A 26,902-nucleotide genomic window follows, 5' to 3' on the forward strand; every position below is an offset into this window, starting at 1 on the left:
TGGTTTAACGCTGATAAAGGTTTCGGTTTCATCACTCCTGCTGATGGCAGCAAAGACGTGTTCGTTCACTTCTCTGCTATCCAGAGCAATGATTTCAAAACCTTAGATGAAGGCCAAAAAGTTGAGTTCTCTATCGAGAGCGGCGCTAAAGGCCCAGCAGCGGTAAACGTTATTGCTCTGTAAGAGTCAATAATTAATACCCTCGTCATTGGATTTACAGCAAATACAGCTGTGATTTCAAAGATGGCGGGTATACCAGAATAAGTTACGATAATGATGAAATTAATAATTCTGAGCAGTTAAATTATTCTGGTAATATTAGCCCGCCTTAGTGCGGGCTTTTTGTTGTTTATAATATTAACGCCCTATTTATCTACTATAAAATAATCAACAATCCAACTCTTACATTAAAAATATAATATCCATTCTAAAAAACACCATCTGCAAATACTTTATTTTTATTTAAAAATCAAGTATATACGCGCGCATAAAACAACAGAAAATATTATATATAATTAAAAGATTAAATTAATAGCGGCATTTTGTCCGAATCACCCGATTCGGAACAATATATTTAACCCACGTCCCCTCACACTTGTTACTGAGTGGCGTTCTGACGTGGATAATGTGCTTGCCAAGCAAGATACCTGGCACACTATGATTGGGTTCTCGGTGCTGCTGATGCTCGCTAGCCAACAATAAATTGGGTTTTATTGCCGGGCTTAGGTCAGTTATTGCCAGCGCAGAACTGGGTATGAGCTGGGTGCCGATGATAAGCATTCTGCTGCGGGTGGCTCGGCGGCTATCTTGTTCGGCTGTGACTTCATTCCATTGGCGACTTGGTGGAAAATGCTGGAATTCTGGTAAAAATCAGGAACTGATACCCAGAGAATTCGATGACGGCATAGACATTGATTATGTTATAATCTTAAAAAAGCCAATCTCGCTTATCGATAGCCCACCTTTCGTGTTCCTTCACTACGCGACCCCGCTTTTAATGTAAATATTGCGTCAATTATCGTATTCACGAAAACGATAATTGAGTAACAGTGTCTGATAATATGTACCGCTATCGAGTGATATCCATATGCGTTACACATTTGTATTTAATGCATCACGATAGAGTTCATATGATAAAGCCGCAGAAATTCCATATTTCCCTGCTCCGCCCTCGCTATTGGCTAACCTGGTTTGGCCTTGGTGTGCTGTTTCTATTAGTCCAACTGCCCTACCCAGTGCTGAACAAATTTGGGATTTGGCTCGGGCGTACCTCAATGCGTTTTCTCAAACGGCGGGTTTCTATTGCCCGACGCAATCTGGAGCTTTGCTTCCCAGAGATGGACAAAGTCACCCTCGAACGCACTATTGTCGGTAATTTTGAATCCTTGGGAATGGGGCTGCTGGAAACCGGTATGGCATGGTTCTGGCCCGACTCCCGAGTGAAACGTTGGTTTACTGTTTCCGGTCTGAATAACCTGAAAAAAGCTCAGGAAGGCAATCGCGGCGTATTAGTGATTGGCGTGCATTTTATGTCGTTGGAACTGGGTGGGCGCGTGATGGGTCAATGCCAACCTATGATGGCAATGTATCGCCCGCACAATAATAAAGTGATGGAATTGGTGCAGACATGGGGCCGAATGCGATCCAACAAAGCCATGCTGGATCGTAAAGATCTCCGTGGCATGGTGCAGGCGTTGAAAAAAGGCGAGGCCGTCTGGTTCGCTCCGGATCAAGATTACGGCCCGCGTGGCAGTGTTTTTGCCCCTTTATTTGCAGTGGATCAAGCGGCGACCACCAGCGGCACTTTTATGCTAGCGCGCCTGGCAAAACCGGCCTTGCTGCCATTAGTATTGCTGCGTAAAACAGATGGCAGTGGTTATGACCTATTGATCCAACCGGCGTTGGAAGATTATCCCATTGACGATGAGCTAGCCGCAGCCCGTTATATGAATAAGGTCATTGAAAAAGAAATCATGCGAGCGCCAGAGCAATATCTTTGGTTACACCGCCGTTTCAAAACCCGGCCAGAGGGCCAACCGTCGCTCTATTAAACACCATTAAATATGTAAACCCGGCCAGTGACTACGCCGGGTTTTTTATTATCAAAAATCAGCTTGATACCGTTTTCTTATTGCTGTGCAGCTGCCTCTACAGCACTTTCTATTGGTGTTGTTTCCCCAAGGAAGATGGGGTTTCGCCCCGGCAAGGTTTTACATGCAGTGCCGTGGGTTGGCGGCGCGCTACTCGGATAAATGTCTTTCGGTAAGATATACACCGGGGTAGTTGCCACAAAGCCATCATTGAATGTCGCCTCAATAAAAGTGGCCTGCCAACCAGAGCTTGGCGCAGTCAATGCTACCTCAATATTATTTTCCGCTGATATCACTACGGGAAATGCCATGTACTGCACATCACATGCATAGCGGAAATCCCGCGCATCAGGGTTGATGGCACTCCAGAGCACCACTTTCTCTGGTGACTCAGACAAATTCACCGACAATGTTTGCACCTTATTTTTCATTTCGATGCTGGCGGTCACTTGCGGCATTGGAATGGATTGCCGCAGGCGATTCACAAAGGTAATCAAAGCTTGCTCAGTAAAAGCCGTAATGCCCGAGTGACTGGAGTTTGGTGCCACTCTCAACGTTTTTTGCCCCGGTAATTTATCGTCATAAAAATCACTATTATCAGGCACATAAAAATCATCACCACTGGCATTAATAATATATTTCGCAATAGTGAGCCGAGATTGGTACTCCGTCCCCAAATATTGCAGCGGATCAACCATCTGCATCAGATGAGTGAATGCGGGCGTATCCAGATTTTTATCAACTTCCTCCTGATAATAAGGGGCAAAAGCAATGGGCCAGTTACCCCCATAAGATTGATACATATGCTCTAATGCATTGCGCGTATCCAGCAGGTCAAAAACAATGGGGACAATAGCCGTAACTCGCGAGTCCACTACTGCCGTCAGCCAGGTTGTCCAACCGCGCTTAGAGATCCCAGTGACCACAAAACTGTCTAATGCCATTTCCGGCAAAGCATGCTGCACCATACTCATGGCTTGGGAAACTGCAGCCGCCATAGGAACTTGCAACGGCAATGTCGATCGCGCCAGCGGCGCACTCATAAATAAAGCCCAACTGCGGGCCACACTGTCATCTTCTTTACGTGGCTCCCCATCGGGTTGATATTCAAGATATTGATTAGGGATATTGCTTATTGAGAGCACTGGGGTATTGGTCATCCGGGCAATATTTTGCAAAGTACCGAGAGAAAAATTAGTGGGGCCAGAAACTGGCACCGTCTCTGTGCCGTGGTTGGTGCCATTATTAATGACCACCAGCACTTGCGTCGAGGTGCTGCCAGTGGGAATAAAGACCTCCACTTCATGCAGCCAGGCTGCGGGCGAAACCAAATTCTCCGGAGCCCAATGCTGAGAAGTCAGTTGGTAGCGACGCCATTCCAGCCCAGCAACATGCTGCTGACTCAGTAAATGGTAAACCAGCGGCTCGGTTGCCAATTTATCCCGGTAGCAGGGTAAAACCTGAGAAAAATCAATATTGTTGCAGGTTGTGGATTCAGTTGTCGGGGCGACAATCCCTTGTGCCAGACAACTGGCAGCGAACAGCCAGGGCAAAACCAATATTAAGGCCGTTAAAGAGTGGGGCATCATTCTTCTCCTTTTATCTAATGTGACGAGGTAAAAACTGGCTCATCAGGATTAGATAACGAATGTGGAATTCAAAAAATCCGAATTGTGCCGCTATAGGCTGCTTTTTATGTTACTCAATTGACGAAACACAGGCGGCCACTCCGCCCTCATTCCCCTACTCCGTTGCCCAAAACGGTTGCACTAAAAAGCATCAACCGGCCATTAAGTGCCCGATAAAAGTGCGTCTTGCCCCATCAAAACCTCCTCATAAAGAGTTAACCCATAGTAATTATCCGGATGATCAATGGAATGCAACTCTGGCATTGCATTTGCTAATACCAAACTGGCTACACGCCAACACACAGCGACAGTGCATCACCGGTGCGCTACAAAATTAACATCGGCTCGACTTTGCCTCACAGGACGCTTTCATGAAGAAAATAATGATTTCAACTCTGGTTGCTGCCGCCTCATTAGTGGCATTAGCAGGTCAGGCCCACGCGGGCACTACTTTGGATGCGGTGAAGAAAAAAGGTTTTGTGCAATGCGGTATCAGTGATGGATTGCCTGGTTTTTCTTATGCCGATGCGAGCGGTAAATTTTCCGGCCTGGATGTCGATATCTGCCGTGCTGTCGCGGCAGCCATCTTTGGTGATGCAGAAAAAGTAAAATACACTCCGCTGACAGCAAAAGAGCGCTTCACTGCGCTGCAATCAGGCGAAGTAGATATTTTGTCGCGTAATACCACCTGGACATCATCTCGCGATGCCGGTATGGGAATGTTATTTACCGGCGTTAACTATTATGACGGCATCGGCTTTCTGACCCACAATAAAGCGGGGCTAAAAAGCGCTAAAGAATTAGACGGGGCAACCGTGTGTATTCAGGCCGGTACTGACACTGAACTGAATGTTGCTGACTACTTTAAAGCCAATAAAATGCAATACACCCCAGTCACCTTCGACCGCTCGGATGAAAGCGCCAAAGCACTGGATTCTGGCCGCTGTGACACCCTGGCCTCTGACCAATCCCAACTGTACGCCCTGCGTATCAAGCTCGGTAAACCAACCGAATTCATTGTATTACCAGAAGTTATCTCTAAAGAACCTTTAGGGCCAGTCGTGCGCCGTGGCGACGAAGACTGGTTTGCCCTCGTGCGCTGGACACTGTTTGCCATGCTGAACGCCGAAGAAATGGGGGTGACATCGCAAAATGTTGAAGCCTTGGCGGCAAAACCAACCACACCGGATATGGCACATTTATTAGGCCAGGAAGGTAACTACGGTAAGGATTTGAAAGTTCCTAACGATTGGGTGGTTAAAATCGTCAAACAAGTGGGTAACTACGGCGAAAGCTTCGAGCGGAATGTCGGCATGGGCAGTGAGCTGAAAATTAAACGCGGCCAAAATGCGCTGTGGAACAATGGTGGGCTCCAGTACGCACCACCGGTTCGCTGATTAAAGAGACCTTTCCGGCAGGTTAGCCCTGCCGGATGAACTCCCCAGACCGAGGCCCACACTATGTCACAACGCCCAACCGTTAAAGGTGCCTTTTCGCTGACCAATCCAGCGGTACGCGCCTGGCTGTATCAAATTATCGCGCTATTGATACTGATCGGATGCGGTGCGTATTTACTCCATAACACCCTGACCAACTTGTCCACCCGGGGCATCACCTCCGGCTTTGCTTTTCTCAACAACAGCGCCGGATTTGGCATTATTCAGCATCTGATCGACTACCAGCAGGGCGATAGCTATGGCCGGGTATTTCTGGTCGGGCTATTCAATACACTGCTGGTATCCGCATTATGTATTTTCTTTGCCTCAATACTGGGTTTTTTTCTTGGTTTAGCGCGCTTGTCAGATAACTGGCTGCTACGCAAACTGTCGACAATCTATATTGAGACATTCCGTAATATTCCGCCGTTGCTGCAAATTTTCTTTTGGTATTTCGCGGTATTGCGCAATTTACCTGGGCCAAGACAGAGTCTGGAGGCCTTTGGTGTCGCCTTCCTCAGTAACCGGGGTTTATATCTGCCCTCACCCGAGTTTGCCGCCGGTGCGATACCCGCATTGGTCGCCGTGTTACTGGCCATTGCCCTCATTATTGCTATTCATCGCTATAACCATTTTCGCCAGTTACATACCGGACAATTCCACCGCACCTGGCCCATTGGCGTGCTGCTCTTGATAGCCCTGCCCGCAGGAGCACAGTTAATATCTGGCCCGGCGTTGCATTGGAATCTACCTGAATTACAAGGTTTTAACTTTAAAGGCGGGTTGGTGCTTATCCCAGAGTTGGCGGCGTTAACACTGGCGCTGTCAGTTTATACCTCAACTTTTATTGCCGAAGTGATTCGCTCTGGCATTCAGTCCGTGCCTTATGGTCAGCACGAAGCCGCGCGCTCGCTGGCGCTGCCAAACAGGGTCACCTTGCGCCAGGTGATTCTGCCCCAAGCGCTACGGGTCATCATTCCGCCACTGACCAGCCAATATTTAAATATCGTCAAAAACTCCTCACTGGCGGCGGCCATTGGCTATCCGGATATGGTGTCATTGTTTGCTGGCACAGTACTGAACCAAACCGGCCAGGCGATAGAAACCATTGCCATCACCATGTCGGTCTATTTGGTTATCAGTCTATCCATTTCATTCTTGATGAATCTTTATAACCGGCGTATTGCGCTGGTGGAGCGCTAAGGGAAGCGAATGACCATGATAATAAGCCGCGAACCTCCCAGCACCGTACGACCGGGTAACCCAGTGAGTCGATGGGTTTTGTGGGCCAGAAAAAATCTGTTTTCCAGTTGGACCAACAGCCTGCTGACACTCTTGTGCCTGTGGCTGATGTGGCAGTTTATCCCGCCATTGCTGAATTGGACTATTTTTGACGCCAACTGGCTGGGCACATCGCGCAGCGATTGCACCCGGGAAGGGGCCTGCTGGGTATTTATTCATGCGCGCTTTGGCCAGTTTATGTATGGCTTGTATCCCATTGAGCAACGCTGGCGAATCAATACTAGCTTAATCATTGGGTTACTCACGATGATCCCGCTGTTCTGGCGCGCTATGCCACATCGTGGGCGCTACTTAGTGGTCTGGATGCTGGCCTATCCGCTGCTGGTGTGGGTGATGCTATATGGCGGTTTCTTTGGGCTGAGCCGTGTAGAAACCCATCAGTGGGGTGGGCTGACACTCACTCTGATTATCGCCGCAGTCGGGATTGCCGGTGCTCTGCCGCTGGGTATTTTGCTGGCTCTGGCACGCCGCTCCAGTATGCCGGTGGTGCGCATTCTATCCGTTATCTTTATTGAATTCTGGCGCGGGGTGCCGCTCATCACAGTGCTGTTTATGTCCTCGGTAATGCTGCCGCTGTTTATGACCGAAGGCACCAGCATCGACAAGCTGATCCGCGCCCTGGTGGGAGTGGTGCTATTTCAGTCGGCTTATGTGGCAGAAGTGGTGCGCGGTGGACTGCAAGCGTTACCTAAAGGCCAGACAGAAGCCGCCGAATCACTTGGGCTGGGCTACTGGAAAACACAAGGGCTGGTTATCTTGCCACAAGCGCTGAAAATGGTGATCCCAGGGCTGGTGAACACCATTATCGCGCTATTTAAAGACACCAGTTTGGTTATCATCATTGGCTTATTTGACCTGTTCAGCAGTGTGCAACAGGCCACTGTCGACCCCGCCTGGCTTGGCATGTCGACCGAAGGCTATGTTTTCGCCGCAGCAGTTTACTGGATTTTCTGTTTCAGCATGTCGCGCTATAGCCAACATCTGGAAAAACGCTTTCACACCGGACGTTCCACACATTGAGGCCCAATATGAGTAACAATCAGCCAAAACAAGGCGATAAGATGATGATTACGTTGGAAAATGTCAATAAGTGGTACGGGCTATTCCACGTATTGAAAGATATCAATTTGCATGTGCGCCCCGGCGAGCGCATCGTGTTGTGCGGCCCTTCCGGCTCCGGAAAATCCACCACCATCCGCTGTATTAACCATTTGGAAGAGCATCAGCAAGGGAAAATCATGGTGGATGGCATCGAGCTTAATGATGATTTGCGCAATATTGAGCGGGTGCGCACCGAGGTTGGCATGGTATTTCAGCACTTCAATTTGTTCCCGCACTTAACTGTCATGCAGAACTGCACTCTGGCCCCAAGCTGGGTGCGCAAAATGCCCAAAAAAGAGGCCGATGAGCTGGCGATGCATTATCTGGAGCGGGTACGTATTGCCGAACACGCGCATAAATTTCCCGGTCAGCTTTCCGGCGGCCAGCAGCAGCGGGTGGCGATTGCGCGCTCGCTGTGTATGAAACCCAAAATTATGCTATTTGACGAGCCGACCTCGGCACTGGATCCAGAAATGGTCAAAGAAGTGCTGGATACCATGATAAGCCTGGCACATGAGGGGATGACTATGCTGTGTGTCACCCACGAAATGGGTTTTGCCCGCACTGTTGCGGATCGCGTCATTTTTATGGATCGCGGCGAGATTGTTGAGCAAGCTCCACCAGCTGAATTCTTCTCTAACCCAAAGTCGGAGCGCACCCAAGCATTTTTAGCGCAGGTAATACATTAATTAACTGACCCTGACGCCATTAAGGGCTAAGGGAATGAATTCATTACTTGGGTCTTTTCATTGAGTATTTTAGGGTGAGGTTTTCCTCACCCTTTTTTATATTTTTGTCTTTGTAACTATGGAATAAATTTATGGCTGTGCCATTTATTTCAGCCGACTTCTTTGACAAGATCGTCAAATAAAATTCGGTCATGGGTAAGATGTGATTGTGGACACAAAAATACAAATTCGACATCGGTACTGGCGATAAGCTGATGCGCTGTATTAGGATAAATACAAAATACAGTGCCTTTAGTAAATTTATCTACGCGTTTATTTTTTAGCATCCCCGCGATAACATCCGCAGTCCAGACAGCCCCCTCACCCGAAATAATAATATACCATTCCTCGCCTTCGGTATGATAGTGACAACCAACCCGATTGCCCTGCTCGACCTTAGTCCCATAGGCCCGCAAACCACCTTTATTAAACATTTCTGTAAATGAAATACCAACCACATTATCTGCTATTGAATTATTAAAATTGAATTCAGAGAAGTTTATCATATAACGCCTCCTTGCATAAAATAGAGTTAATAATACTCTGGAATATTCAGGTTAGTCGTTATTAAATAACTTAACAACAGCCATTAATAATTAATGGCCCACGATACTTTTATATATAAATTAAGTGCCAAATAATATATTAGCAAATTATTAGGCCCATAATAATAGCAATAAAGGGTGGAGATAAATCCGGCTACGAAGTAGCAGCCGGATTCACAGCAGAATTAACCTTCTTTTTCAATCAACAGGGCTTCCAGCAGATCCAAATCATGCAGCAGTTTTTGCAATGTTTCGTCACTGATTTTCTGGGTGGCGCGCAGGTGATATAACTCACCACGCTCAGCCCGCAGAGCCGTTAGCCGAAAACGCCGCTCCAGATTTTCAATCAATAAGGTATTTTCGACTTCATCTTTACTGCCAGTACGCCGTCGTAAAAGGCCAATGACTCGCGAACTCACCTCTTTGAGCAGTTCAGGGTCGATATTCTCATCACTGCTGGCCGCCAGGCGCTCTTCCATCTTATTTAAGCTGACAATCGCCACTTCTGCCGCTGCCGCACGCGCTAAACGAATCTCTTCACGACTGATGCTCTTATCGCCCATCGCCACGCCGCGTAGCAAAGGTGGTAAGGCAATCACCCCGACAATAACCGATAATAAAATCACGCCAGTGGCAATAAATACCAATTGGTAGCGAGAGGGGAAAGCCGAGCCGTCACTGAGGAATAGAGGAATGGACAGCACACCTGCCAAGGTTATCGCCCCGCGCACCCCCGCAAAGGACGCCACCCACAGCTCGCGCGTGGTGTAAGTGCTAAACTCCAGTGGCCGCCTGCTCAGTAAGCGCTTGCTAATCTTTTTCATCGACCACAACCAGCCAAAACGCAGCACCAGCAAGGCACCATAAATGATGGCGACATCGGCAAACAGGTTCCAGGTTTGAATGGTTGGGTCCAGTTCCGCCTGCACTATCGAGGTTTCCAGAATCCCCGGTAATTGCAGCCCCAACAGGATAAAGACCATGCCGTTAAACACAAACTCCAGCATCCCCCACACACTGTTAGCACGTAACCTCATTGCCAGTGGGGCATTACGAATAACCCCCGACTGACTGATGGTCATCCCCGCAGCGACTGCGGCCAGAATGCCGGAAACACCAATATGTTCCGCAATCAGGTAAGAGGCGAATGGCAATAACAGCAGCAAGACAATTTGAGTGGCCGGATCATCGCCACTCCAGCGGCTCATCAGGCGCAATGACTTACTGTACAGCCAGGTTACCGCCACACCGGCCAGTAATCCGCCAATCGCCACTTTCAGAAACTCCAACGTGGCGCCGGAAACCGTAAACACCATCGTGCCCATCGCCACCGCGATGGCGAACTTCAGCGCCACCAGACCAGAGGCATCATTCATCAACGCCTCTCCTTCCAGTACGCCCATAATTGATTTAGGTATTCGCCCTTTACCCACAATACCGGATAACGCCACGGCATCGGTTGGCGACAATACCGCCGCCAGCGCAAAGGCTGCCACCAGCGGAATGCCCGGCACCATCCAGTAAATCAGATAGCCGATACCTACCACCGTAACCAGCACCAAGGCCAAAGCCAGACCTAATATCTCCCGCCCATGATGGAGAAATTCCCGTGTTGGTGTTTTCCAGCCATCGGCAAAAAGCAGCGGCGGGATAAACAGCACCAGGAATAATTCCGGGTCAAAATCGACATGCAAACCAAAGTGGGGCCAGGCCAACATGGCACCACAGACAATCTGCATCAGAGGGAGGGGAACTTGAAACGGTAGCATCCGAGTGACAACGCCAGAAAGCGATACCACCAAAATCAGGATGAGGATTGTAAAAAAGATTTCCATGCTTTCCTTAGACTCAACTCATTCAACGCAATATAAGACCTGACCGTTTCCCCCATAAGCTGGGCTGAATAGCCGCTTTTGATAGTAGATCACTTTTTTGTTAAACGGGGAAAAAACCTGTAACTGAAAGCAGGAAAAAACAAAGAAAGTAGGGATATATAGCAGTGACCATATTGGGGGCAGAACGCCCCCAATATTATTGATGATTAAATCGCCCAGCCGCCGGCGTAAAATGCCACCAGTGCCACCGCGATAATCACAGTGCCCAGATTCAGCCTGCGCCATTCACCGGAGCAAATACGGCCAATCACCAGTGAGCTAAAACCAAGCATGATGCCGGTAACGATATTGCAGGTCAGCACGATAAATACCGCACACAGCAAGCCGGACATCGCATCGACAAAATCGTCGAAATCCAGTTTGGATACGTTACTTAACATCAGCAAGCCGACGTACATCAGGGCCGGAGCTGTTGCATAAGCCGGAACCAAATAGGAAAGCGGAGAAAGGAACAGCATCAGCAAGAACAGCACCCCAACCACAGTTGCTGTCAGGCCGGTTTTACCGCCTGCTGCAGTACCGGCGGCAGATTCAATGTACACCGCCGCTGGAGCCGCGCCCACCAAGCCCGCAAAAATGCTGCTGACGGAGTCAGAGGTCAGCGCTTTGCCACCACTGATAATCTGGCCGTCTTTATCCAGCAAATTAGCTTGCCCTGCAACCGCGCGGATAGTGCCGGTAGCATCAAAGACCGCGGTCATCACCAATGCCAACACACTTGGCAGCACCACAGGTTTCAATGCGCCCATGATATCAAGACTGAAAATCAATGAGTTACCATTAGCATCAGCCAAACTCGGCATCGCGAACAACCCTTGATAAGTCACACTCGGGTCAAAAATCAGGCCGATAACCGAAATAGCAATAATCACTAACAGAATGCCACCAGGCACTCGCAGTTTTTCCAAACCGAAAATGACCGCCAGCCCCAACAATGACATCATCACCGGGAAAGAGGTGAATGCGCCCAGCGCGACAGGTAAACCTTCAATAGGGTTCTTCACGACCAGGCCGACACCATTTGCAGCAATCAGCAACAAAAACAGGCCGATACCAATGCCGGTGCCGTGTGCGACCCCCATCGGCAAGTTACGCAATATCCAAGAGCGGATCCCCGTGACGGAAATAATGGTAAACAAAACCCCCATCAGGAATACTGCGCCCAATGCCACAGGAATACTGATGTGTTGGCCCAATACCAGACTGAATGCGGTAAAGGCGGTCAGGGAAATGGCGCAACCAATCGCCATAGGTAAATTCGCCCACAAGCCCATCAGCAAAGAACCCAAGCCAGCGACCAGACAAGTCGCGACAAATACCGCTGTTGGTGGGAAGCCCGCTTTGCCTAACATACTCGGCACAACAATGACTGAGTAGACCATGGCCAAAAAGGTCGTCAGACCGGCCAGCACTTCCTGGCGCACATTACTGCCACGTTCACTAAGCTTGAAAAAGGTATCAAACGAACTTTTTGGCTTTGCTGCCGGGTTCGTTTGAGAATTGGTGCTAGACATGGTTATGTCCCCTGTGTGTCATTTTAAAGTCGTCAGCAAATCAAGCGCCCTTCCCATACGTAATCGTTTCCGTCCCTAACGATTTACTCGCCAATTCCCCCGACCAATATTGGGTTGAGAAAATAGCAAACGATTAGCTGGGAGCGCGCATGACTGAAAAAAAATCGAAGTTTAGGACAGTTGTAATTTAAGGCAAACGATTATCTAGCTATTTGCTGCGACTAATCAACATCAGATGGCGACATTTTATGCATTTTCTTACAATATTTTGTTCGGGAGCATTAATTATTGCGGGAAACTAAAGTGTGAGCCGCCTCACACCCAGTTATATCAGCCCTTGTTGATATTCCAGTGCGGATTATCACTTTTCTATTTTGAAGGCTCCGCCCTTTGCAATCGCCTGTTGATAGGCCGGGCGCTGATGAATTCGCACTAAGAAATCTTGCAGTTTCGGGAACCCCTCCAAACCACCACGCAGGTTTATGGCCTCGATAGGAAAGCTCATCTGAATATCAGCGGCGCTAAAATCTCTGCCAGCAAACCACAAATTTTGTGTTAAATGTTGTTCCAGATAATCACGGTGTGTCGCAATTTGCTTATTCAAATAGTTTTTTTGCACTCCCTCACCCAATGCTTTGGCAACCGGACGAATAATCCACGGCACGGGCGGCCCGCCAAATCGACTGAAAATGAGCTTCATCACCAGCAGCGGCATTAATGAACCTTCCGCATAATGCATCCAGTAACGGAATTGCTGGCGATCATAATGGCCTGTGGGCTTAAACTGCCCTTGAGCATCATAGGTTTCCTGTAAATACTCGATGATGGCACCCGATTCTGCCAAAGTCAGATCACCATCCGTAATAACTGGCGATTTCCCTAGCGGATGGATTTTTTTCAATTCTGGCGGAGCCAGCAAGCTGCCGGGATCCCGCTGATAGCATTTCAATTCATAGGGAACTTGCAACTCTTCTAGCATCCACAAGATACGCTGTGAACGTGAATTATTCAGGTGGTGAACAATGACCATAACCAAGCTCCATATGATAAATATCAGAGTATTGATTATAGGGATAAAAATCATATCCTGCGGCGGGCTTAAAACAGATAATAAAAAGCCCTGTAAATACAGGGCCTTATTTTAACATCATGATTTTTCGTGCTTAACGACAAGAATCAGAATGGGATGTCGTCGTCAAAATCCATTGGTGGCTCATTGCCGCCTTGTGGTTGTGCTGCGGGTGCTGCCTGTGCAGGGCGTGAAGTCTGACCGCCGCTGAACTGGTTACCACCTTGTGGTTGTTGAGGTTGACCCCAACCGCCTTGCGCGCCACCTTCTTGTGGTGCACCGCCACCCGCTGGAGCCCCGCCGCCTTGACGGCCACCCAGCATTTGCATGGTGCCACCCACGTTAACCACAACTTCTGTGGTGTATTTCTCAACACCCGCCTGATCTGTCCACTTACGGGTTTGCAATGCGCCTTCAATATAGACCTGAGAGCCTTTACGCAGATATTCACCCGCCACTTCAGCCAGCTTGCCGAACAACACCACACGGTGCCATTCCGTCTTTTCTTTCTGCTCGCCGGTTGCTTTATCACGCCAGCTTTCGGAAGTGGCCAGGGTGATATTGGCAACAGCGCCGCCGTTAGGCATGTAGCGGACTTCCGGGTCTTGGCCCAAATTCCCGACCAAAATCACTTTGTTTACGCCTCTGCTGGCCATGTGAACTCTCCTGATGAAGTAAATTTTGTACAGTATAAACGAGTAAGTTTAACACGCTAACCACCAAAGGGCACAACAGATCGTAACTGCGAAATGCATTACATATTTATCCTGTTACCTGTCTTATTTACACCCAGATACTGGATATCCATTCAGGTTTTTTTGTGTCATAATTATCCGTTTCGTACTGGCTGTGTCTTTTTCCGGTGTTGTAAAATGCGCCGATAACATGACTCAAAGTAATTGGAATTGCAGGTGAGCGGCAAGCAAACTCATCCCGATAAACTGATACAAATCAGTGATTCGAGTAAGAGTGAACCTGGCTAACAACCCTGTAATTTCAAGTGCGAAGGGTAAAAAGACACAGTGAGAGGCTCAGTTTTAATCCGGGAAGTGTTTGAATGGATAATATCGAAGTTCGGGGCGCTCGCACCCATAATCTTAAGAATATCAACCTGATTATCCCGCGCGACAAACTGATTGTTGTCACCGGCCTATCGGGTTCAGGCAAGTCCTCACTGGCTTTTGATACCCTGTATGCTGAAGGGCAACGCCGTTATGTTGAGTCTCTCTCCGCCTATGCGCGCCAATTTCTATCACTGATGGAAAAACCTGACGTTGACCATATTGAAGGTCTGTCACCGGCGATTTCCATCGAGCAAAAATCGACCTCCCATAACCCGCGCTCTACCGTGGGTACCATCACAGAAATCCATGATTATCTGCGTTTGCTGTTCGCCCGTGTCGGTGAACCGCGCTGCCCGGATCACGATGTTCCGCTAGCGGCCCAAACTGTCAGTCAGATGGTGGACAATGTGGTAAGTCAGCCCGAGGGCCGCCGCCTGATGCTACTGGCGCCGGTGGTAAAAGATCGCAAAGGCGAACATACCAAAACCCTGGAAAATCTCGCCATGCAGGGCTATATCCGGGCGCGGATCGACGGCGAGGTCTGCGATCTTTCTGATCCGCCAAAATTAGAACTGCAAAAGAAACACACTATTGAAGTGGTTGTCGATCGCTTTAAAGTTCGCGAAGATCTGGCTCAGCGCCTGGCAGAATCCTTTGAAACTGCACTGGAGTTATCCGGTGGCACTGCCGTGGTTGCCAATATGGACGATCCACACGCCGAAGAATTGCTGTTTTCCGCCAATTTTGCCTGCCCGATTTGCGGCTATAGCATGAGCGAGCTGGAGCCACGCCTGTTCTCCTTTAATAATCCGGCGGGGGCTTGCCCTACTTGTGATGGTTTGGGTGTGCAGCAGTTTTTTGACCCTGATCGCGTACTGCAAAACCCAGAGCTTTCGCTGGCAGGTGGTGCAATTCGTGGCTGGGATCGCCGTAACTTCTATTACTTCCAGATGCTGCGCTCATTAGCGGAACATTATAAGTTTGATATCGAAGCGCCATTTAACTCGCTGGATGCCAATGTACAGCATGCGGTGTTGTATGGTTCCGGCAAAGATACTATTGAATTCAAATACATTAATGATCGCGGTGATACCACCGTCCGCCACCACCCCTTTGAGGGGGTACTGCACAATATGGAACGCCGTTATAAAGAGACGGAATCTAATGCTGTGCGCGAAGAATTATCCAAATATATCAGTAATCGCTCCTGTGCTTCTTGTGACGGCACCCGCCTGCGCAAAGAAGCCCGTTATGTGTTTGTGCAAGATACTCCGCTGCCGAAAATCTCGGACATGAGCATCGGTGATGCACTCGAATTCTTCCATGCTCTGAAAGTGACCGGCCAACGAGCACAAATTGCCGATAAAATACTTAAAGAAATTGGCGATCGGCTGAAGTTTCTGGTTAACGTCGGGCTGAACTATCTGTCATTGTCCCGCTCGGCCGAGACCTTATCCGGCGGCGAAGCGCAGCGTATTCGTCTGGCAAGCCAGATTGGCGCGGGTCTGGTGGGGGTGATGTATGTGCTGGATGAGCCCTCCATCGGCTTGCATCAGCGCGATAATGAACGTTTACTGGAAACCCTGATTCACTTGCGTAATCTGGGTAATACCGTGATTGTGGTCGAGCATGATGAAGATGCTATCCGTGCCGCCGATCATGTGATTGATATCGGCCCTGGCGCAGGTGTGCATGGCGGAGAGGTGGTGGCAGAAGGCACCGTCGATGACATTATGGCGACGCCCGAATCATTAACCGGCCAGTTCCTTAGCGGGAAACGCGGAATTGCCATTCCAGAACAACGGGTTACAGGTGACCCAAGTAAAGTCCTCAAGCTTATCGGGGCCAGAGGCAATAACCTGAAAGATGTGACCTTGACCTTGCCGGTCGGGCTGTTCACTTGCATTACCGGCGTCTCCGGCTCGGGTAAATCTACACTGATTAATGACACTTTATATCCTCTTGCTCAGTGCCAGCTTAATGGGGCGACTTTGGCTGAACCGGCGGCTTACCGCGAGATTCAGGGATTAGAGCATTTCGATAAAGTTATTGATATTGACCAAAGCCCGATTGGTCGAACACCGCGTTCTAACCCGGCAACCTATACCGGTATCTTTACCCCAATTCGCGAACTATTCGCCGGAGTCCCTGAGTCACGTACCCGTGGTTATACACCGGGCCGCTTCAGTTTCAACGTGAAGGGGGGCCGCTGCGAGGCCTGCCAAGGGGATGGGGTGATTAAAGTCGAAATGCACTTCCTGCCAGATATTTATGTCCCTTGCGACCAGTGCAAAGGTAAGCGCTATAACCGCGAGACACTGGAAGTTAAATACAAAGGCAAAAGTATTCACGAAGTATTGGCGATGACTATCGAAGAAGCGCGTGAGTTCTTTGACGCGGTTCCTGCACTGGCGCGCAAACTGCAAACCTTAATCGATGTTGGCTTGTCGTATATTTGCCTGGGTCAGTCGGCGACCACATTATCGGGTGGCGAAGCACAGCGCGTAAAACTGTCGCGCGAGCTTTCAAAACGCGGTACCGGCCAAACATTATATATTCTGGATGAGCCGACCACTGGCCTGCACTTTGCTGATATTGAACAACTCTTGGCGGTATTGCACCAGTTGCGCGATCAGGGCAATACCATCGTGGTTATTGAGCATAATCTGGATGTCATTAAGACAGCAGACTGGATTGTCGACCTTGGCCCTGAAGGCGGCAGCGGTGGCGGTGAGATTTTAGTTTCCGGCACCCCAGAAACCGTCGCGCAATGCGCTGCATCGCACACAGCCAGATTCCTCAAGCCACTGTTGAGTCAGCAAAAAAACGCTAAATAAACTCTCTATTGGGGGGCGAATTCATCGCCCTCCACCCGTTCAACTTTGGGTTATTAGGCCCGCAGCTCCTGCCGGACTTGATCCGATAGCCCTTGCAACACTAATTGATAAGAGCGGTCAATTAGCGAATAGAACTGTGAGTTGGGCAATGCTCCATCCAGAAACACCGTGTTCCAGTGCGCTTTATTCAAGTGTTCACTCGGCACGATCTCCGGATGTTGCTCACGCAAACTTTCGGCCAGTTCAGGACTGGTTTTCAAGGAAATAGAGGGACGGCCCCCTGTCTCACCCACCATCGCAAACATCACATCTGCCACTTTAATCTGATTGACTTGCCACGCCTCATGGTCACTCTGCTCTGCCCCAGGTTTGGACATGCAGTACTCCAATAATGCCGAATTATTCATTGGGATATCTCCTGTCATGGGCCGGTGCCGTCTAGCGAAAAGGCCTCATTAAGATTTCATTCCATCACAAACAGCAACATGCTGCCTAACCAGCTTGCGCCTATCACAACAAATTTACTGTGAGCAGTGAATGATCGTTTGGCATCTATCTACCATATTAATGAGTATATTCTTTAATCGCTTTACAGCCATTGGCTCTGGTATAAACCGGTAGGATGTGAGGGTAACTCGAGGAAAAAACGCGGAAAAATAAAAAAGGCGATATTGCTATCGCCGCTGAAGTTTACAAGTAAATTATTGCACGGCCGCAAAAGCCGCCGCGACGCGCTGAACATTGCTGTGATTAAGGCCGGCCATGCACATCCTGCCGCTGGCAATCAGATACACACCGAATTCTTCGCGTAGCCTATCCACCTGTGCAACACTAAAGCCGGTGTAGCTGAACATGCCGCGCTGTTGCAGCAAATAGTCGAAATTACGATTTGGCAGCGACGCTTTTAAGGCATCGACCAACGTGCGGCGCATTTCAATAATACGCAAACGCATCTGTTCAACCTCAGCCTGCCATTGCAGAGTCAATTCACTGTCATGCAGCACTTTTGCAACCACTTGCGCACCAAAGTTAGGTGGGCTGGAATAGTTGCGGCGAACAGTGGCCTTCAGTTGCCCCAACACCCGGCTGGCGGCTTCTTCACTTTCACATACCACCGACAAACCGCCGACTCGCTCGTTATACAGTGAGAATATTTTAGAAAATGAATTACTAATCAAGCAGGGCAATTCAGCCGCAGCCATCGCGCGGATGGCATAAGCATCGTCATTCAACCCGGCACCAAATCCCTGATAGGCGATATCCAGGAAGGGAATTAAATCCCGGCCTTTCGCCACTTCAATCACTTGATCCCATTGTGCATTGGTCAAGTCAGAACCGGTCGGGTTATGGCAACAAGGGTGCAATAACACAATACTTTTGGCGGGTAACTGCTGCAAAGTTGCCAGCATCTGGTCAAACTTCACCCCTAACTTGTCATTATCAAAATAGGGATAGGTATTTACCTTAAAACCTGCACCACTGAAAATGGCCACATGGTTTTCCCACGTTGGGTCACTGACCCACACCTGTGAGTCCGGAAAATAGCGATTGAGGAAATCAGCACCCACTTTCAGCGCACCCGAACCACCGACCGTCTGGATAGTCGCCACCCGCTGCTGGGCGAGCATCGGATGTTCGGCCCCAAATAATAGCTGCTGGATAGCGCTACGATAAGATTGCAGGCCTTCCATCGGCAAATAGACCGGAGTCCCGTGTGGTTGAGCATTTAATTGTGCTTCAGCTGCTTTCACCGCCTGCATCAACGGGATTTCACCCTGCTCATTGTAATAAAGGCCAATACTCAAGTTCACTTTGTGGGCTTTTTTATCGGCTTTAAAACTTTCCATCAATGACAGGATAGGATCACCTGCATAGGCATCAACATTCTGGAACACGGCGCTGCTCTCCTCTTAGCTATTTCGAACGACAGGTATGCGTGTATATGAAAATAGGTTACTTAGGCAGCTTACCTTATTCCTCCAGATATTCCATCGCTACGCGGGAGGTCAGCTTAGTAATCAATTCATAGGCACTGATGCCGGTGCGCGCGGCTATTGTTTCTACAGGTAATTCAGCGCCCCAAAGCAGCACTTCGTCGCCAACTTTATCCGTGGCATCCGGCCCCAAATCAACAGAAATCATATCCATCGAGACACGGCCTACAATGCCAACTTCACGGCCATTGATCAGCATCGGCGTCCCTGAGGGCGCGCTGCGCGGGTAACCATCGCCATAGCCAATCGCCACCACACCCAATCGCGTATCCCGCTCACTGACCCAGGTGCCGCCATAGCCGACTGATTCACCGGCTTTATGTTCACGCACCGCAATTAGGCTAGATTTCAATGCCATCGCCGGTAACAGATTAAAATGGCTAGCATAAGGCTCGTCCATCGGTGAAACACCGTACAGGATAATACCCGGGCGAACCCAATCACGGTGCGCCTCTGGCCACAACAAAATCCCCCCCGATGCCGCAATAGACTGCTTACCGGGTTTACCGGTGGCGAAGGAATCAAAACAATCAAGTTGCTGGCGGGTCGTCTCTATCAGCGGCTCATCTGCACGGCTAAAATGGCTCATGATATTGACTGGCTGAATAACATTTTTGCAGTCACTTAAACGCTGGTAAAACGCCTCCGCTTGTTCTGGGCGAACCCCTAAGCGGTGCATACCGGTGTCTAGTTTCATCCAAACATTGATCGGGGCGGAAAGCTCAGCGGCTTCCAGTGCTTCCAGCTGTTCAATGCTATGTACCGCAGTCTCAATACGATTGGCGACCAAGACAGGCAAGTCCTCTGCGGCAAAGAAGCCTTCCAACAGCAAGATGGGTTTTACAATTCCGCCCGATCGCAGCATTAGTGCTTCGCCTATCCTTGCGACACCGTAGCAATCTGCATCCTGCAAAGTATGCGCTGTTTCTAATAACCCGTGGCCATAAGCGTTTGCTTTCACAACAGCAATCAGGCGGCTTTGCGGTGCCATGCGCCGTACCTGTTGCAAGTTATGTCGCAGAGCGCGGCGGTCAATTACTGCGGTTGCCGCTTTCATTTCTTATCCTTAGTTATCTATATAATATCCAAAGAAATTGACGCCACAGGTCGGCTGCGAGCTTATTCATCCTGATGAATAAGCACAGCTAACAATCCTGCGGTTTCAAGTTCAGAGGGAATTACTCGTCGTCGTATTGCGGGCCAGCGTAATTATCAAAACGTGACCATTGACCATTAAATTTCAGCCGAACAGAACCGATTGGGCCGTTACGTTGTTTACCTAAAATAATCTGCGCGATCCCTTTCTCATCACTGTTTTCGTGATAAACCTCATCACGGTAAATAAACATGATTAAGTCGGCATCCTGCTCGATAGAACCTGATTCACGTAAGTCGGAGTTTACTGGCCGTTTATCGGCACGTTGCTCCAAACTACGGTTAAGCTGTGACAGCGCCACCACCGGCACTTGTAACTCTTTTGCCAATGCTTTCAGGGAGCGCGATATTTCGGCGATTTCCAAGGTACGGTTATCTGACAGTGACGGCACCCGCATCAATTGCAGGTAGTCGATCATAATCAGACTCAAACCGCCATGTTCACGGAAAATACGCCGTGCACGGGAGCGCACTTCAGTTGGCGTCAGGCCGGAGGAGTCATCGATGTACATATTGCGTTTTTCCATCAATATGCCCATGGTGCTGGAGATCCGCGCCCAATCCTCATCATCAAGCTGGCCGGTACGAATACGGGTCTGATCGACATGTGACAAGGAGGCCAGCATACGCATCATTATCTGATCGCCGGGCATCTCCAGACTGAAGATCAAAACCGGTTTTTCCTGCATCATCGCGGCGTTTTCACATAAGTTCATCGCAAAAGTGGTTTTACCCATCGATGGACGCGCGGCGACAATGATCAAATCTGATTTCTGCAATCCGGCCGTTTTCTTATCTAAATCAGTAAAACCGGTTGAAACCCCGGTAACACCATCATGTGGCCGCTGATAAAGCTGCTCAATACGCGCCACTGTGGCTTCGAGGATCTGATCGACACTCTTCGGGCCTTCATCTTTATTGGCGCGACTTTCTGCAATCTGGAAGACTTTGGACTCGGCCAAATCCAGCAGATCTTCACTGCTACGCCCTTGAGGATCATAACCGGCATCGGCAATTTCATTGGCGACAGAGATCATCTCACGGACAACAGCACGTTCGCGCACGATGTCAGCATAAGCGCCGATATTCGCAGCACTTGGCGTATTTTTTGATAATTCGGCCAGGTAAGCAAAGCCCCCGACAGAATCCAGATCACCTTTTTGTTCCAGCGATTCTGACAGTGTTATCAAATCGATCGGCTTGCTGTTTTCCAGCAACCGCTGCATTTCAGAAAAGATCCGGCGATGTGGGCGGCTGAAAAAGTCCTTGCTGGCGACGCGCTCTGACACGTTATCCCAGCGCTCATTATCCAGCATCAAACCGCCCAACACGGACTGCTCTGCCTCCAGCGAATGAGGCGGGAGTTTCAGCCCTTCCATCTGGCGGTCTCGTGGCTCTGTCATATTGTTGGTTGGTTTTTTTGCTGCCATGAAAAGTGTTCTTTACCTTTGTTGCGAAGAGGAAAACGACGAATAAAAAATACAGGGGCCTAGTATACGCGATGATATCCGAAGGGTAATTATGAATTGCCTATTACTTATCGGTATTAGCAAGATACTGACTCCTGATGTAGAACTCTGTAAGGTAAAAATACACCTATTCCCAGGAGCTAGCATGGCAAAACATATTCAATTTAGCACCATTGGCGGGCCGGACGTGCTGCAATACCTTGATTTTACACCTGTAGATCCCGCACCACATGAGGTTCAGGTCGAAAATAAAGCCATCGGTATTAATTACATTGATACCTATATTCGCAGCGGCCTGTACCCACCGCCACAATTGCCAAGTGGCCTGGGCACCGAAGCCGCAGGGGTGGTGATTAAAGTCGGTTCAGCAGTTAACACCATCAATGTCGGGGATCGGGTGGTATATGCCCAGTCAGCCCTTGGGGCTTACAGTGATATCCATAATGTCGCCGCAGAAAAAATTGCCATACTTCCTGAGCAAATCTCTTTTGAGCAGGCGGCGGCTTCATTCCTTAAAGGGCTGACAGTCCAATATTTATTACGCCAAACTCATAGCATCAAAGCTGGCGAAGTCTTCTTATTCCATGCGGCGGCAGGAGGGGTTGGGTTGATTGCCTGTCAATGGGCAAAAGCACTGGGGGCGAAGCTGATTGGCACTGTTGGCTCTGATGAAAAAGCCGAATTAGCCAAAGCGCACGGGGCTTGGGCCACCATCAACTACCGCACGGAGAATATCGCCGAGCGGGTGGCTGAGCTGACCCACGGCGAGAAAGTGGGCGTGGTGTATGACTCTGTCGGGAAAAGCACCTGGCTGGACTCCCTCAACAGCTTGAAACCTAGAGGTTTAATGGTCAGTTTCGGCAATGCTTCCGGCCCGGTGACCGGGGTCGACCTGGCCATACTGAACCAAAAAGGCGCACTGTATGTTACCCGCCCGTCCCTTAACGCCTATGTCACGAATCAACAAGAGTTGGCCGCTGCCAGCCATGAACTCTTTTCATTGATTGCTAGTGGCGCAATTAAGGTGGATGTGGCCAAAAACCAACAATTTGCTCTACAAGATGCGCGTCGCGCCCATGAAAGGGTAGAAAGCCGCCAGACAACCGGCTCCAGCTTGCTGATCCCTTAAGTCTAAACGCGAATAATATGATAAAAAACAAAAGGCTCCGATTAAGGAGCCTGTTGTTATAACGCTTTCTTTGATGCATGTGTAGGGTATAGCAGAGTACTCTGCCAGAGCTTTCGTTTAAGTGTAATTTCACTTAAATGACATGCCGTTTATACGGCTATTTTTCGCTCTAACAGTGATGAAAATAGGATACCAATTCGTATCGGCTAGCATCCTAGCAAGCCAATCTGGGAAAAAATACGTTTTCGCGCTATTTATCCCGACTAAACTTTCAGCCTGTGACCGCCCCCGCAAGAAAACAAAATAATCAGTAACGTCTTACCGCAGGTTTTTGCATCGAACGCCAAATCCAGACCACAACGACGGCCAGAATTAGCCACGGCAATAGCTTAATCATCATCACAAATAGCCCGCCGAGCATCATAAAAGCGGCGGCAACCATCAAAGCCGCGAATATACCCAACAGAGAAATACCGGTCACCATCAGCATAATAAAAAAGCCGATCACAAAAAGAATTTCGAACATGGCTGGCTCCTTAAAATTATTTATTCCCATTACATCATCACGATATAAACAGGAGCATTATGAGGAGTATTACAAGAAACATGCCAAGCTGAAAAACTCAATTAACAAATTGATTTTATTAGCTATATAGCAGTATACGCCTGCCAGAATTACTGGCAGACATAGTCAATCTGACTAACTTATAGTGAATTTGCTTATTATAAATTGTGTTGCGGGCGAGTCACCAGCGCTAGCGCCTGCTCTACCACAGAAACATCCGCCCCAGGTTTATGCGCATTTTCACTCAGATGACGACGCCATTGGCGCGCACCTGGGATCCCTTGGAAAATACCCAGAATATGCCGGGTTATATGGCCTAAATAAGCACCGCGCGACAATTCTTGCTCAATATAAGGATAAAGAGCTTCGATAGCTTGAACTGGGTCGATCACCGGTGCATTTGGGTCAAACAGCTCGCGATCCACTTGCGTTAAAATACTTGGGTTTTGGTAGGCTTCCCGCCCCATCATCACCCCATCAAGATGTTTGAGATGTTCTTTAGCTTCAGCCAGCGTTTTTACCCCGCCATTAATGGCGATGGTCAGTGCCGGAAAATCGCGTTTTAGCTGATAAACTCGCTCATAATCCAGTGGCGGGACTTCGCGGTTTTCTTTCGGACTCAATCCTGAAAGCCAGGCTTTACGGGCATGAATAGTAAAAATATCACACTCGCCTTGTTCAGCCACGGTTTGCACGAATTCACACAAAAACTCATAACTATCCAGCTGGTCAATCCCAATACGGGTTTTCACCGTTACCGGAATAGTAACCGCATCGCGCATGGCTTTGATGCAATCAGCAACCAGACTGGCTTCCGCCATCAAGCAAGCACCAAAACGGCCATTTTGCACCCGATCAGAGGGGCAACCGACATTGAGGTTTATCTCATTATAGCCACGAAGTTCCGCCAATTTGGCGCAATGGGCTAAAGCTTGCGGATCACTGCCACCGAGCTGCAATGCAACCGGATGGTCTTGCTCACTGTAAGCCAGATAGTCTCCTTTACCATGGATAATTGCACCCGTGGTGACCATCTCGGTATATAGCAGCGCCTGTTTAGTTAACAAACGATGAAAGTAGCGGCAATGGCGATCTGTCCAATCGAGCATCGGCGCGACGGAAAAACGCTGTAGGGGATAATTGCCTTTAAACTCGCTTATAGCGGCGGTTACGGCTGAATTGGTGAATGTGTTATTTTCGTGCATTCTGGGTCATTTCGTCGTGTTTCTATGTCAGCCCACAGCAGTGCCCTGGTAGAGGGGAACTGATAGAGGGCAAGGGAAAATCATGGCCTACTATAGCATAGAAAAACGCCTTCGCGCCGATGGTACCGGCGCGCTATAGCCCAGAGCAATCTCATTGGATTCTTATTGCGGTAGCTTTTTGGAAAACATCCCCAAGCACTAATCTTGCGCCAGCATTAGACAAGTGATTTCCATTATTATAGAGCCCCCCATCTTTATTAATAATTAAACAGCGGTTATCACTGCATAAACTATCAACCGGTTTGATAATAATCAGATTAGGGTTTGATGTGAGCGAGTTATCAAGTGTCTCACCTAAAGAGAGTGCGGCATAATAACCTTTAGTTCTTTTATCATAAACTTTATTAATATGGGAGTTCGTCATATTAAGCAGTCTGAAGTACTCTATTTTAACATCGGTACTAATGCTAGGTATTGGATATATCACGACCACCCGGTGCCCTAAAGAAAGCAATTTGTTAATATTCTCAGCAAGAGATTCCCATACTAACTCCTCACCAACAACAGGCATACCATTTGATTTTTTCTCGCCCTCTTGTACCACTTTAACATCTTTAAATTGAGCATAATTCGCGGCAATTAAAAATGTTTTTTTATCCGTGAAGTTATTAATCACCTGCCAACGTTGACGATTAATTTCTGGACATTCAGGGGCAGTGCCAAACCATAATTTTTCGGAGACAAATGAACATTGCTCATATGTTAAGGATATAATGCCATGACCTTTTTCCGCTAACTCATTTTGTAACGCATATTCGAAAGATGCGGCATAACTATCACCCAGAACGACCCAACTCTCATCACCAAACTTACATGCTTCCAAGGGACTTCTATTGGTACAATCGATTGTTTTTTCACCAGACAAATAATTCTTACCTTCGGAGTTTCCCTTTAGACGCCTAAACTCAGGGACTTTAAAATCCTCATACATTTTTTTAGCTAAAGGAGACATGAAGGTTTCAGTCTGATCAGATGAACTATTTTTAACTAATATAAACGCTGAAAACATAATTAAAATAATCGGCGACGCCGTAATAACGATCAACTTCCAGCGAGATAACTGTTTTGTCCTAAAGGGTTTTTCAATCAAATAAAAAGATAACACGGAAATAACTATTGATAGCAAAATCAACAAGATGGATGTTGACATGCCGATTTCACCTATTTTAATTCTATAAAAAACAAATAATGGCTGATGCCAAAGATAGATAGAATAAGATATCGCCCCAATGAAAATCATTGGTTTCAGTGATAAGAAATTAGATGCAAGATTTTTATCGCGAGAGAATAATATTATTAAGCAAGTACCTAAAACAGGTATTAATGTAATAACAGATGGATGCAACATACCATCATTAATAAATAAAATGGATAAGGTAATTAAAACAAGCCCTACAACTGGGAATACTTTATAATAAATTTTGCCAACATTAAGTTTATTTTCTAAAATAATAATAGCAACAATGCTGCCAGCCATTAACTCCCACATTCTACTCGGTAACATATAGAATGCGAAGTTGGGTTGGCGGTAGGCTAAAATGTTAGATAACACTAATGAAAGCAAAAAAAGTGAAAATATTATAGTCAGTTTTTTATTTTTAAATCTCTTAAATAACCAAAGGCATAAAAAAGGGAAAATCAGATAAAATTGCCACTCAACAGACAAACTCCAGGTATGCAGTAAAGGTTTATATTCGCTGGAGTCTGATACATAAGTGTCCTCACCAAAGAAATACAAATTAGACACAAAAAACAAAGATGCCAATAGAGTCTTTACATAAATAATAAGACTATCAGGCAATAAAAAATAAAAAGCAAAAACAGAAGATACTAATAAAACCGCAACCATAGCTGGCAGTATTCTTTTTATTCTTCTAATAAAAAAATCTTTTAAAGAAAAAACACCCGCATTCATTTGTGTAAAAATTATTGTTGTTATCAGGTATCCTGATAATACAAAAAATATATCTACGCCAAGAAAACCGCCCTTGAATACCTCATAGCCAAAAAGGGAAAATTTGACGTGGTATAAAAGCACGGATATCACTGCAACAGCCCTTAAACCATCTAACTCCGCCCTGTACTTGGTGATATCAGAAGACATTCTTATCTCTGC

The 26,902-nt window shown here is 47.9% G+C and carries 21 protein-coding genes and 1 pseudogene; 9 read left to right on the forward strand and 13 right to left on the reverse strand.

All coding sequences use genetic code 11. From position 1 onward, the window contains the following. From YROHD0001_RS0118390 to lpxP, 3 genes and pseudogenes are all read left to right on the forward strand, one after another. Nucleotides 1-183 (forward strand): cold shock domain-containing protein (locus tag YROHD0001_RS0118390; protein ID WP_032817524.1); only part of this gene is annotated, 183 nt, incomplete at its 5' end. Nucleotides 184-595: 412 nt separating this feature from the next. Then, nucleotides 596-852 (forward strand): annotated as a pseudogene (locus YROHD0001_RS20960) (anion permease); the annotation flags it as partial. Between the two features lie 278 nt (nt 853-1,130). After that, complete coding sequence (lpxP, locus tag YROHD0001_RS04480) at nt 1,131-2,051, forward strand: kdo(2)-lipid IV(A) palmitoleoyltransferase (RefSeq protein WP_004715798.1); 921 nt, start codon at nt 1,131-1,133, stop codon at nt 2,049-2,051. Between the two features lie 77 nt (nt 2,052-2,128). Here lpxP and YROHD0001_RS04475 read toward each other — a convergent pair whose 3' ends face one another. Beyond that, nucleotides 2,129-3,676, reverse strand: coding sequence for a PhoPQ-activated pathogenicity-related family protein (locus YROHD0001_RS04475; RefSeq protein WP_032817526.1), 1,548 nt, complete (start codon nt 3,674-3,676; stop codon nt 2,129-2,131). 413 nt (nt 3,677-4,089) lie between these two features. Between YROHD0001_RS04475 and YROHD0001_RS04470 the strand changes: the two genes are divergently transcribed. The 4 genes from YROHD0001_RS04470 (at nt 4,090) to YROHD0001_RS04455 (ending at nt 8,246) form a co-directional block, all read left to right on the forward strand. After that, nucleotides 4,090-5,115, forward strand: coding sequence for an amino acid ABC transporter substrate-binding protein (locus YROHD0001_RS04470; protein WP_004715802.1), 1,026 nt, complete (start codon nt 4,090-4,092; stop codon nt 5,113-5,115). A 63-nt stretch (nt 5,116-5,178) separates the two neighbouring features. Continuing rightward, complete coding sequence (locus tag YROHD0001_RS04465) at nt 5,179-6,357, forward strand: amino acid ABC transporter permease (RefSeq protein ID WP_004715804.1); 1,179 nt, start codon at nt 5,179-5,181, stop codon at nt 6,355-6,357. A 9-nt stretch (nt 6,358-6,366) separates the two neighbouring features. Next, entirely contained in the window at nt 6,367-7,476 is a 1,110-nt protein-coding gene (locus YROHD0001_RS04460; RefSeq protein WP_072086852.1) for an amino acid ABC transporter permease, read from the forward strand. Between the two features lie 8 nt (nt 7,477-7,484). Then, the gene (locus YROHD0001_RS04455; protein ID WP_004715806.1) at nt 7,485-8,246 is read left to right on the forward strand and encodes an amino acid ABC transporter ATP-binding protein; all 762 of its coding nucleotides are present in this window, start codon (nt 7,485-7,487) and stop codon (nt 8,244-8,246) included. A 149-nt stretch (nt 8,247-8,395) separates the two neighbouring features. Here YROHD0001_RS04455 and YROHD0001_RS04450 read toward each other — a convergent pair whose 3' ends face one another. The 5 genes from YROHD0001_RS04450 to YROHD0001_RS04430 form a co-directional block, all read right to left on the reverse strand. Further along, on the reverse strand, nt 8,396-8,791 hold the full coding sequence (locus YROHD0001_RS04450) for a cupin domain-containing protein (RefSeq protein WP_004715807.1): 396 nt from the start codon (nt 8,789-8,791) through the stop codon (nt 8,396-8,398). Nucleotides 8,792-9,015: 224 nt separating this feature from the next. Next, nucleotides 9,016-10,665 (reverse strand): Na+/H+ antiporter, encoded by a 1,650-nt coding sequence (locus tag YROHD0001_RS04445; protein ID WP_032817530.1) that lies wholly within the window; start codon nt 10,663-10,665, stop codon nt 9,016-9,018. A 206-nt stretch (nt 10,666-10,871) separates the two neighbouring features. After that, the gene (locus tag YROHD0001_RS04440) at nt 10,872-12,239 is read right to left on the reverse strand and encodes an NCS2 family permease (protein ID WP_004715809.1); all 1,368 of its coding nucleotides are present in this window, start codon (nt 12,237-12,239) and stop codon (nt 10,872-10,874) included. Nucleotides 12,240-12,600: 361 nt separating this feature from the next. After that, entirely contained in the window at nt 12,601-13,269 is a 669-nt protein-coding gene (locus YROHD0001_RS04435; RefSeq protein WP_004715810.1) for a glutathione S-transferase family protein, read from the reverse strand. Nucleotides 13,270-13,415: 146 nt separating this feature from the next. After that, nucleotides 13,416-13,964 carry a single-stranded DNA-binding protein gene (locus YROHD0001_RS04430; protein ID WP_004715812.1) on the reverse strand — a complete coding sequence of 183 codons (549 nt, stop codon included), beginning with the start codon at nt 13,962-13,964 and terminating at the stop codon, nt 13,416-13,418. Between the two features lie 401 nt (nt 13,965-14,365). Between YROHD0001_RS04430 and uvrA the strand changes: the two genes are divergently transcribed. Continuing rightward, on the forward strand, nt 14,366-17,209 hold the full coding sequence (uvrA, locus tag YROHD0001_RS04425; protein ID WP_004715813.1) for an excinuclease ABC subunit UvrA: 2,844 nt from the start codon (nt 14,366-14,368) through the stop codon (nt 17,207-17,209). 53 nt (nt 17,210-17,262) lie between these two features. Here uvrA and YROHD0001_RS04420 read toward each other — a convergent pair whose 3' ends face one another. From YROHD0001_RS04420 to dnaB, 4 genes are all read right to left on the reverse strand, one after another. Beyond that, nucleotides 17,263-17,616 (reverse strand): MmcQ/YjbR family DNA-binding protein, encoded by a 354-nt coding sequence (locus tag YROHD0001_RS04420; RefSeq protein WP_032817532.1) that lies wholly within the window; start codon nt 17,614-17,616, stop codon nt 17,263-17,265. 294 nt (nt 17,617-17,910) lie between these two features. Further along, the gene (locus YROHD0001_RS04415) at nt 17,911-19,104 is read right to left on the reverse strand and encodes an amino acid aminotransferase (RefSeq protein WP_004715815.1); all 1,194 of its coding nucleotides are present in this window, start codon (nt 19,102-19,104) and stop codon (nt 17,911-17,913) included. 76 nt (nt 19,105-19,180) lie between these two features. Next, entirely contained in the window at nt 19,181-20,260 is a 1,080-nt protein-coding gene (alr, locus tag YROHD0001_RS04410) for an alanine racemase (protein ID WP_004715816.1), read from the reverse strand. 121 nt (nt 20,261-20,381) lie between these two features. Further along, a complete protein-coding gene (gene dnaB / locus YROHD0001_RS04405; protein ID WP_004715817.1) occupies nt 20,382-21,788 on the reverse strand; it encodes a replicative DNA helicase in 1,407 nt (468 codons plus the stop codon). Nucleotides 21,789-21,972: 184 nt separating this feature from the next. Here dnaB and YROHD0001_RS04400 point away from each other — a divergent pair, with 184 nt between their 5' ends. Beyond that, entirely contained in the window at nt 21,973-22,956 is a 984-nt protein-coding gene (locus YROHD0001_RS04400) for a quinone oxidoreductase (RefSeq protein WP_004715818.1), read from the forward strand. A 307-nt stretch (nt 22,957-23,263) separates the two neighbouring features. On the opposite strand, the gene pspG is transcribed toward YROHD0001_RS04400, so the two are convergent. The 3 genes from pspG to YROHD0001_RS04385 form a co-directional block, all read right to left on the reverse strand. Continuing rightward, entirely contained in the window at nt 23,264-23,482 is a 219-nt protein-coding gene (gene pspG / locus YROHD0001_RS04395) for an envelope stress response protein PspG (RefSeq protein WP_004715820.1), read from the reverse strand. A 197-nt stretch (nt 23,483-23,679) separates the two neighbouring features. Then, a complete protein-coding gene (dusA, locus tag YROHD0001_RS04390) occupies nt 23,680-24,726 on the reverse strand; it encodes a tRNA dihydrouridine(20/20a) synthase DusA (RefSeq protein WP_004715821.1) in 1,047 nt (348 codons plus the stop codon). A 151-nt stretch (nt 24,727-24,877) separates the two neighbouring features. Next, the gene (locus YROHD0001_RS04385) at nt 24,878-26,890 is read right to left on the reverse strand and encodes an acyltransferase family protein (RefSeq protein ID WP_004715822.1); all 2,013 of its coding nucleotides are present in this window, start codon (nt 26,888-26,890) and stop codon (nt 24,878-24,880) included. Between the last annotated feature and the right edge of the window lie 12 nt (nt 26,891-26,902).

The organism is Yersinia rohdei ATCC 43380 (assembly GCF_000173775.1).
Lineage (GTDB): Bacteria > Pseudomonadota > Gammaproteobacteria > Enterobacterales > Enterobacteriaceae > Yersinia > Yersinia rohdei.

Coding starts and splice junctions, on each gene's coding strand:
- YROHD0001_RS04385 (WP_004715822.1), bottom strand. CDS start 26,890: ATGTCTTCTGATATCACCAAGTACAGGGCGGAGTTAGATGGTTTAAGG.
- YROHD0001_RS04475 (WP_032817526.1), bottom strand. CDS start 3,676: ATGCCCCACTCTTTAACGGCCTTAATATTGGTTTTGCCCTGGCTGTTC.
- YROHD0001_RS04400 (WP_004715818.1), top strand. CDS start 21,973: ATGGCAAAACATATTCAATTTAGCACCATTGGCGGGCCGGACGTGCTG.
- YROHD0001_RS04465 (WP_004715804.1), top strand. CDS start 5,179: ATGTCACAACGCCCAACCGTTAAAGGTGCCTTTTCGCTGACCAATCCA.
- YROHD0001_RS04455 (WP_004715806.1), top strand. CDS start 7,485: ATGAGTAACAATCAGCCAAAACAAGGCGATAAGATGATGATTACGTTG.
- YROHD0001_RS04460 (WP_072086852.1), top strand. CDS start 6,367: ATGACCATGATAATAAGCCGCGAACCTCCCAGCACCGTACGACCGGGT.
- uvrA (WP_004715813.1), top strand. CDS start 14,366: ATGGATAATATCGAAGTTCGGGGCGCTCGCACCCATAATCTTAAGAAT.
- YROHD0001_RS04470 (WP_004715802.1), top strand. CDS start 4,090: ATGAAGAAAATAATGATTTCAACTCTGGTTGCTGCCGCCTCATTAGTG.
- YROHD0001_RS04430 (WP_004715812.1), bottom strand. CDS start 13,964: ATGGCCAGCAGAGGCGTAAACAAAGTGATTTTGGTCGGGAATTTGGGC.
- pspG (WP_004715820.1), bottom strand. CDS start 23,482: ATGTTCGAAATTCTTTTTGTGATCGGCTTTTTTATTATGCTGATGGTG.
- dnaB (WP_004715817.1), bottom strand. CDS start 21,788: ATGGCAGCAAAAAAACCAACCAACAATATGACAGAGCCACGAGACCGC.
- YROHD0001_RS04435 (WP_004715810.1), bottom strand. CDS start 13,269: ATGGTCATTGTTCACCACCTGAATAATTCACGTTCACAGCGTATCTTG.
- alr (WP_004715816.1), bottom strand. CDS start 20,260: ATGAAAGCGGCAACCGCAGTAATTGACCGCCGCGCTCTGCGACATAAC.
- lpxP (WP_004715798.1), top strand. CDS start 1,131: ATGATAAAGCCGCAGAAATTCCATATTTCCCTGCTCCGCCCTCGCTAT.
- YROHD0001_RS04440 (WP_004715809.1), bottom strand. CDS start 12,239: ATGTCTAGCACCAATTCTCAAACGAACCCGGCAGCAAAGCCAAAAAGT.
- YROHD0001_RS04445 (WP_032817530.1), bottom strand. CDS start 10,665: ATGGAAATCTTTTTTACAATCCTCATCCTGATTTTGGTGGTATCGCTT.
- dusA (WP_004715821.1), bottom strand. CDS start 24,726: ATGCACGAAAATAACACATTCACCAATTCAGCCGTAACCGCCGCTATA.
- YROHD0001_RS04450 (WP_004715807.1), bottom strand. CDS start 8,791: ATGATAAACTTCTCTGAATTCAATTTTAATAATTCAATAGCAGATAAT.
- YROHD0001_RS04420 (WP_032817532.1), bottom strand. CDS start 17,616: ATGAATAATTCGGCATTATTGGAGTACTGCATGTCCAAACCTGGGGCA.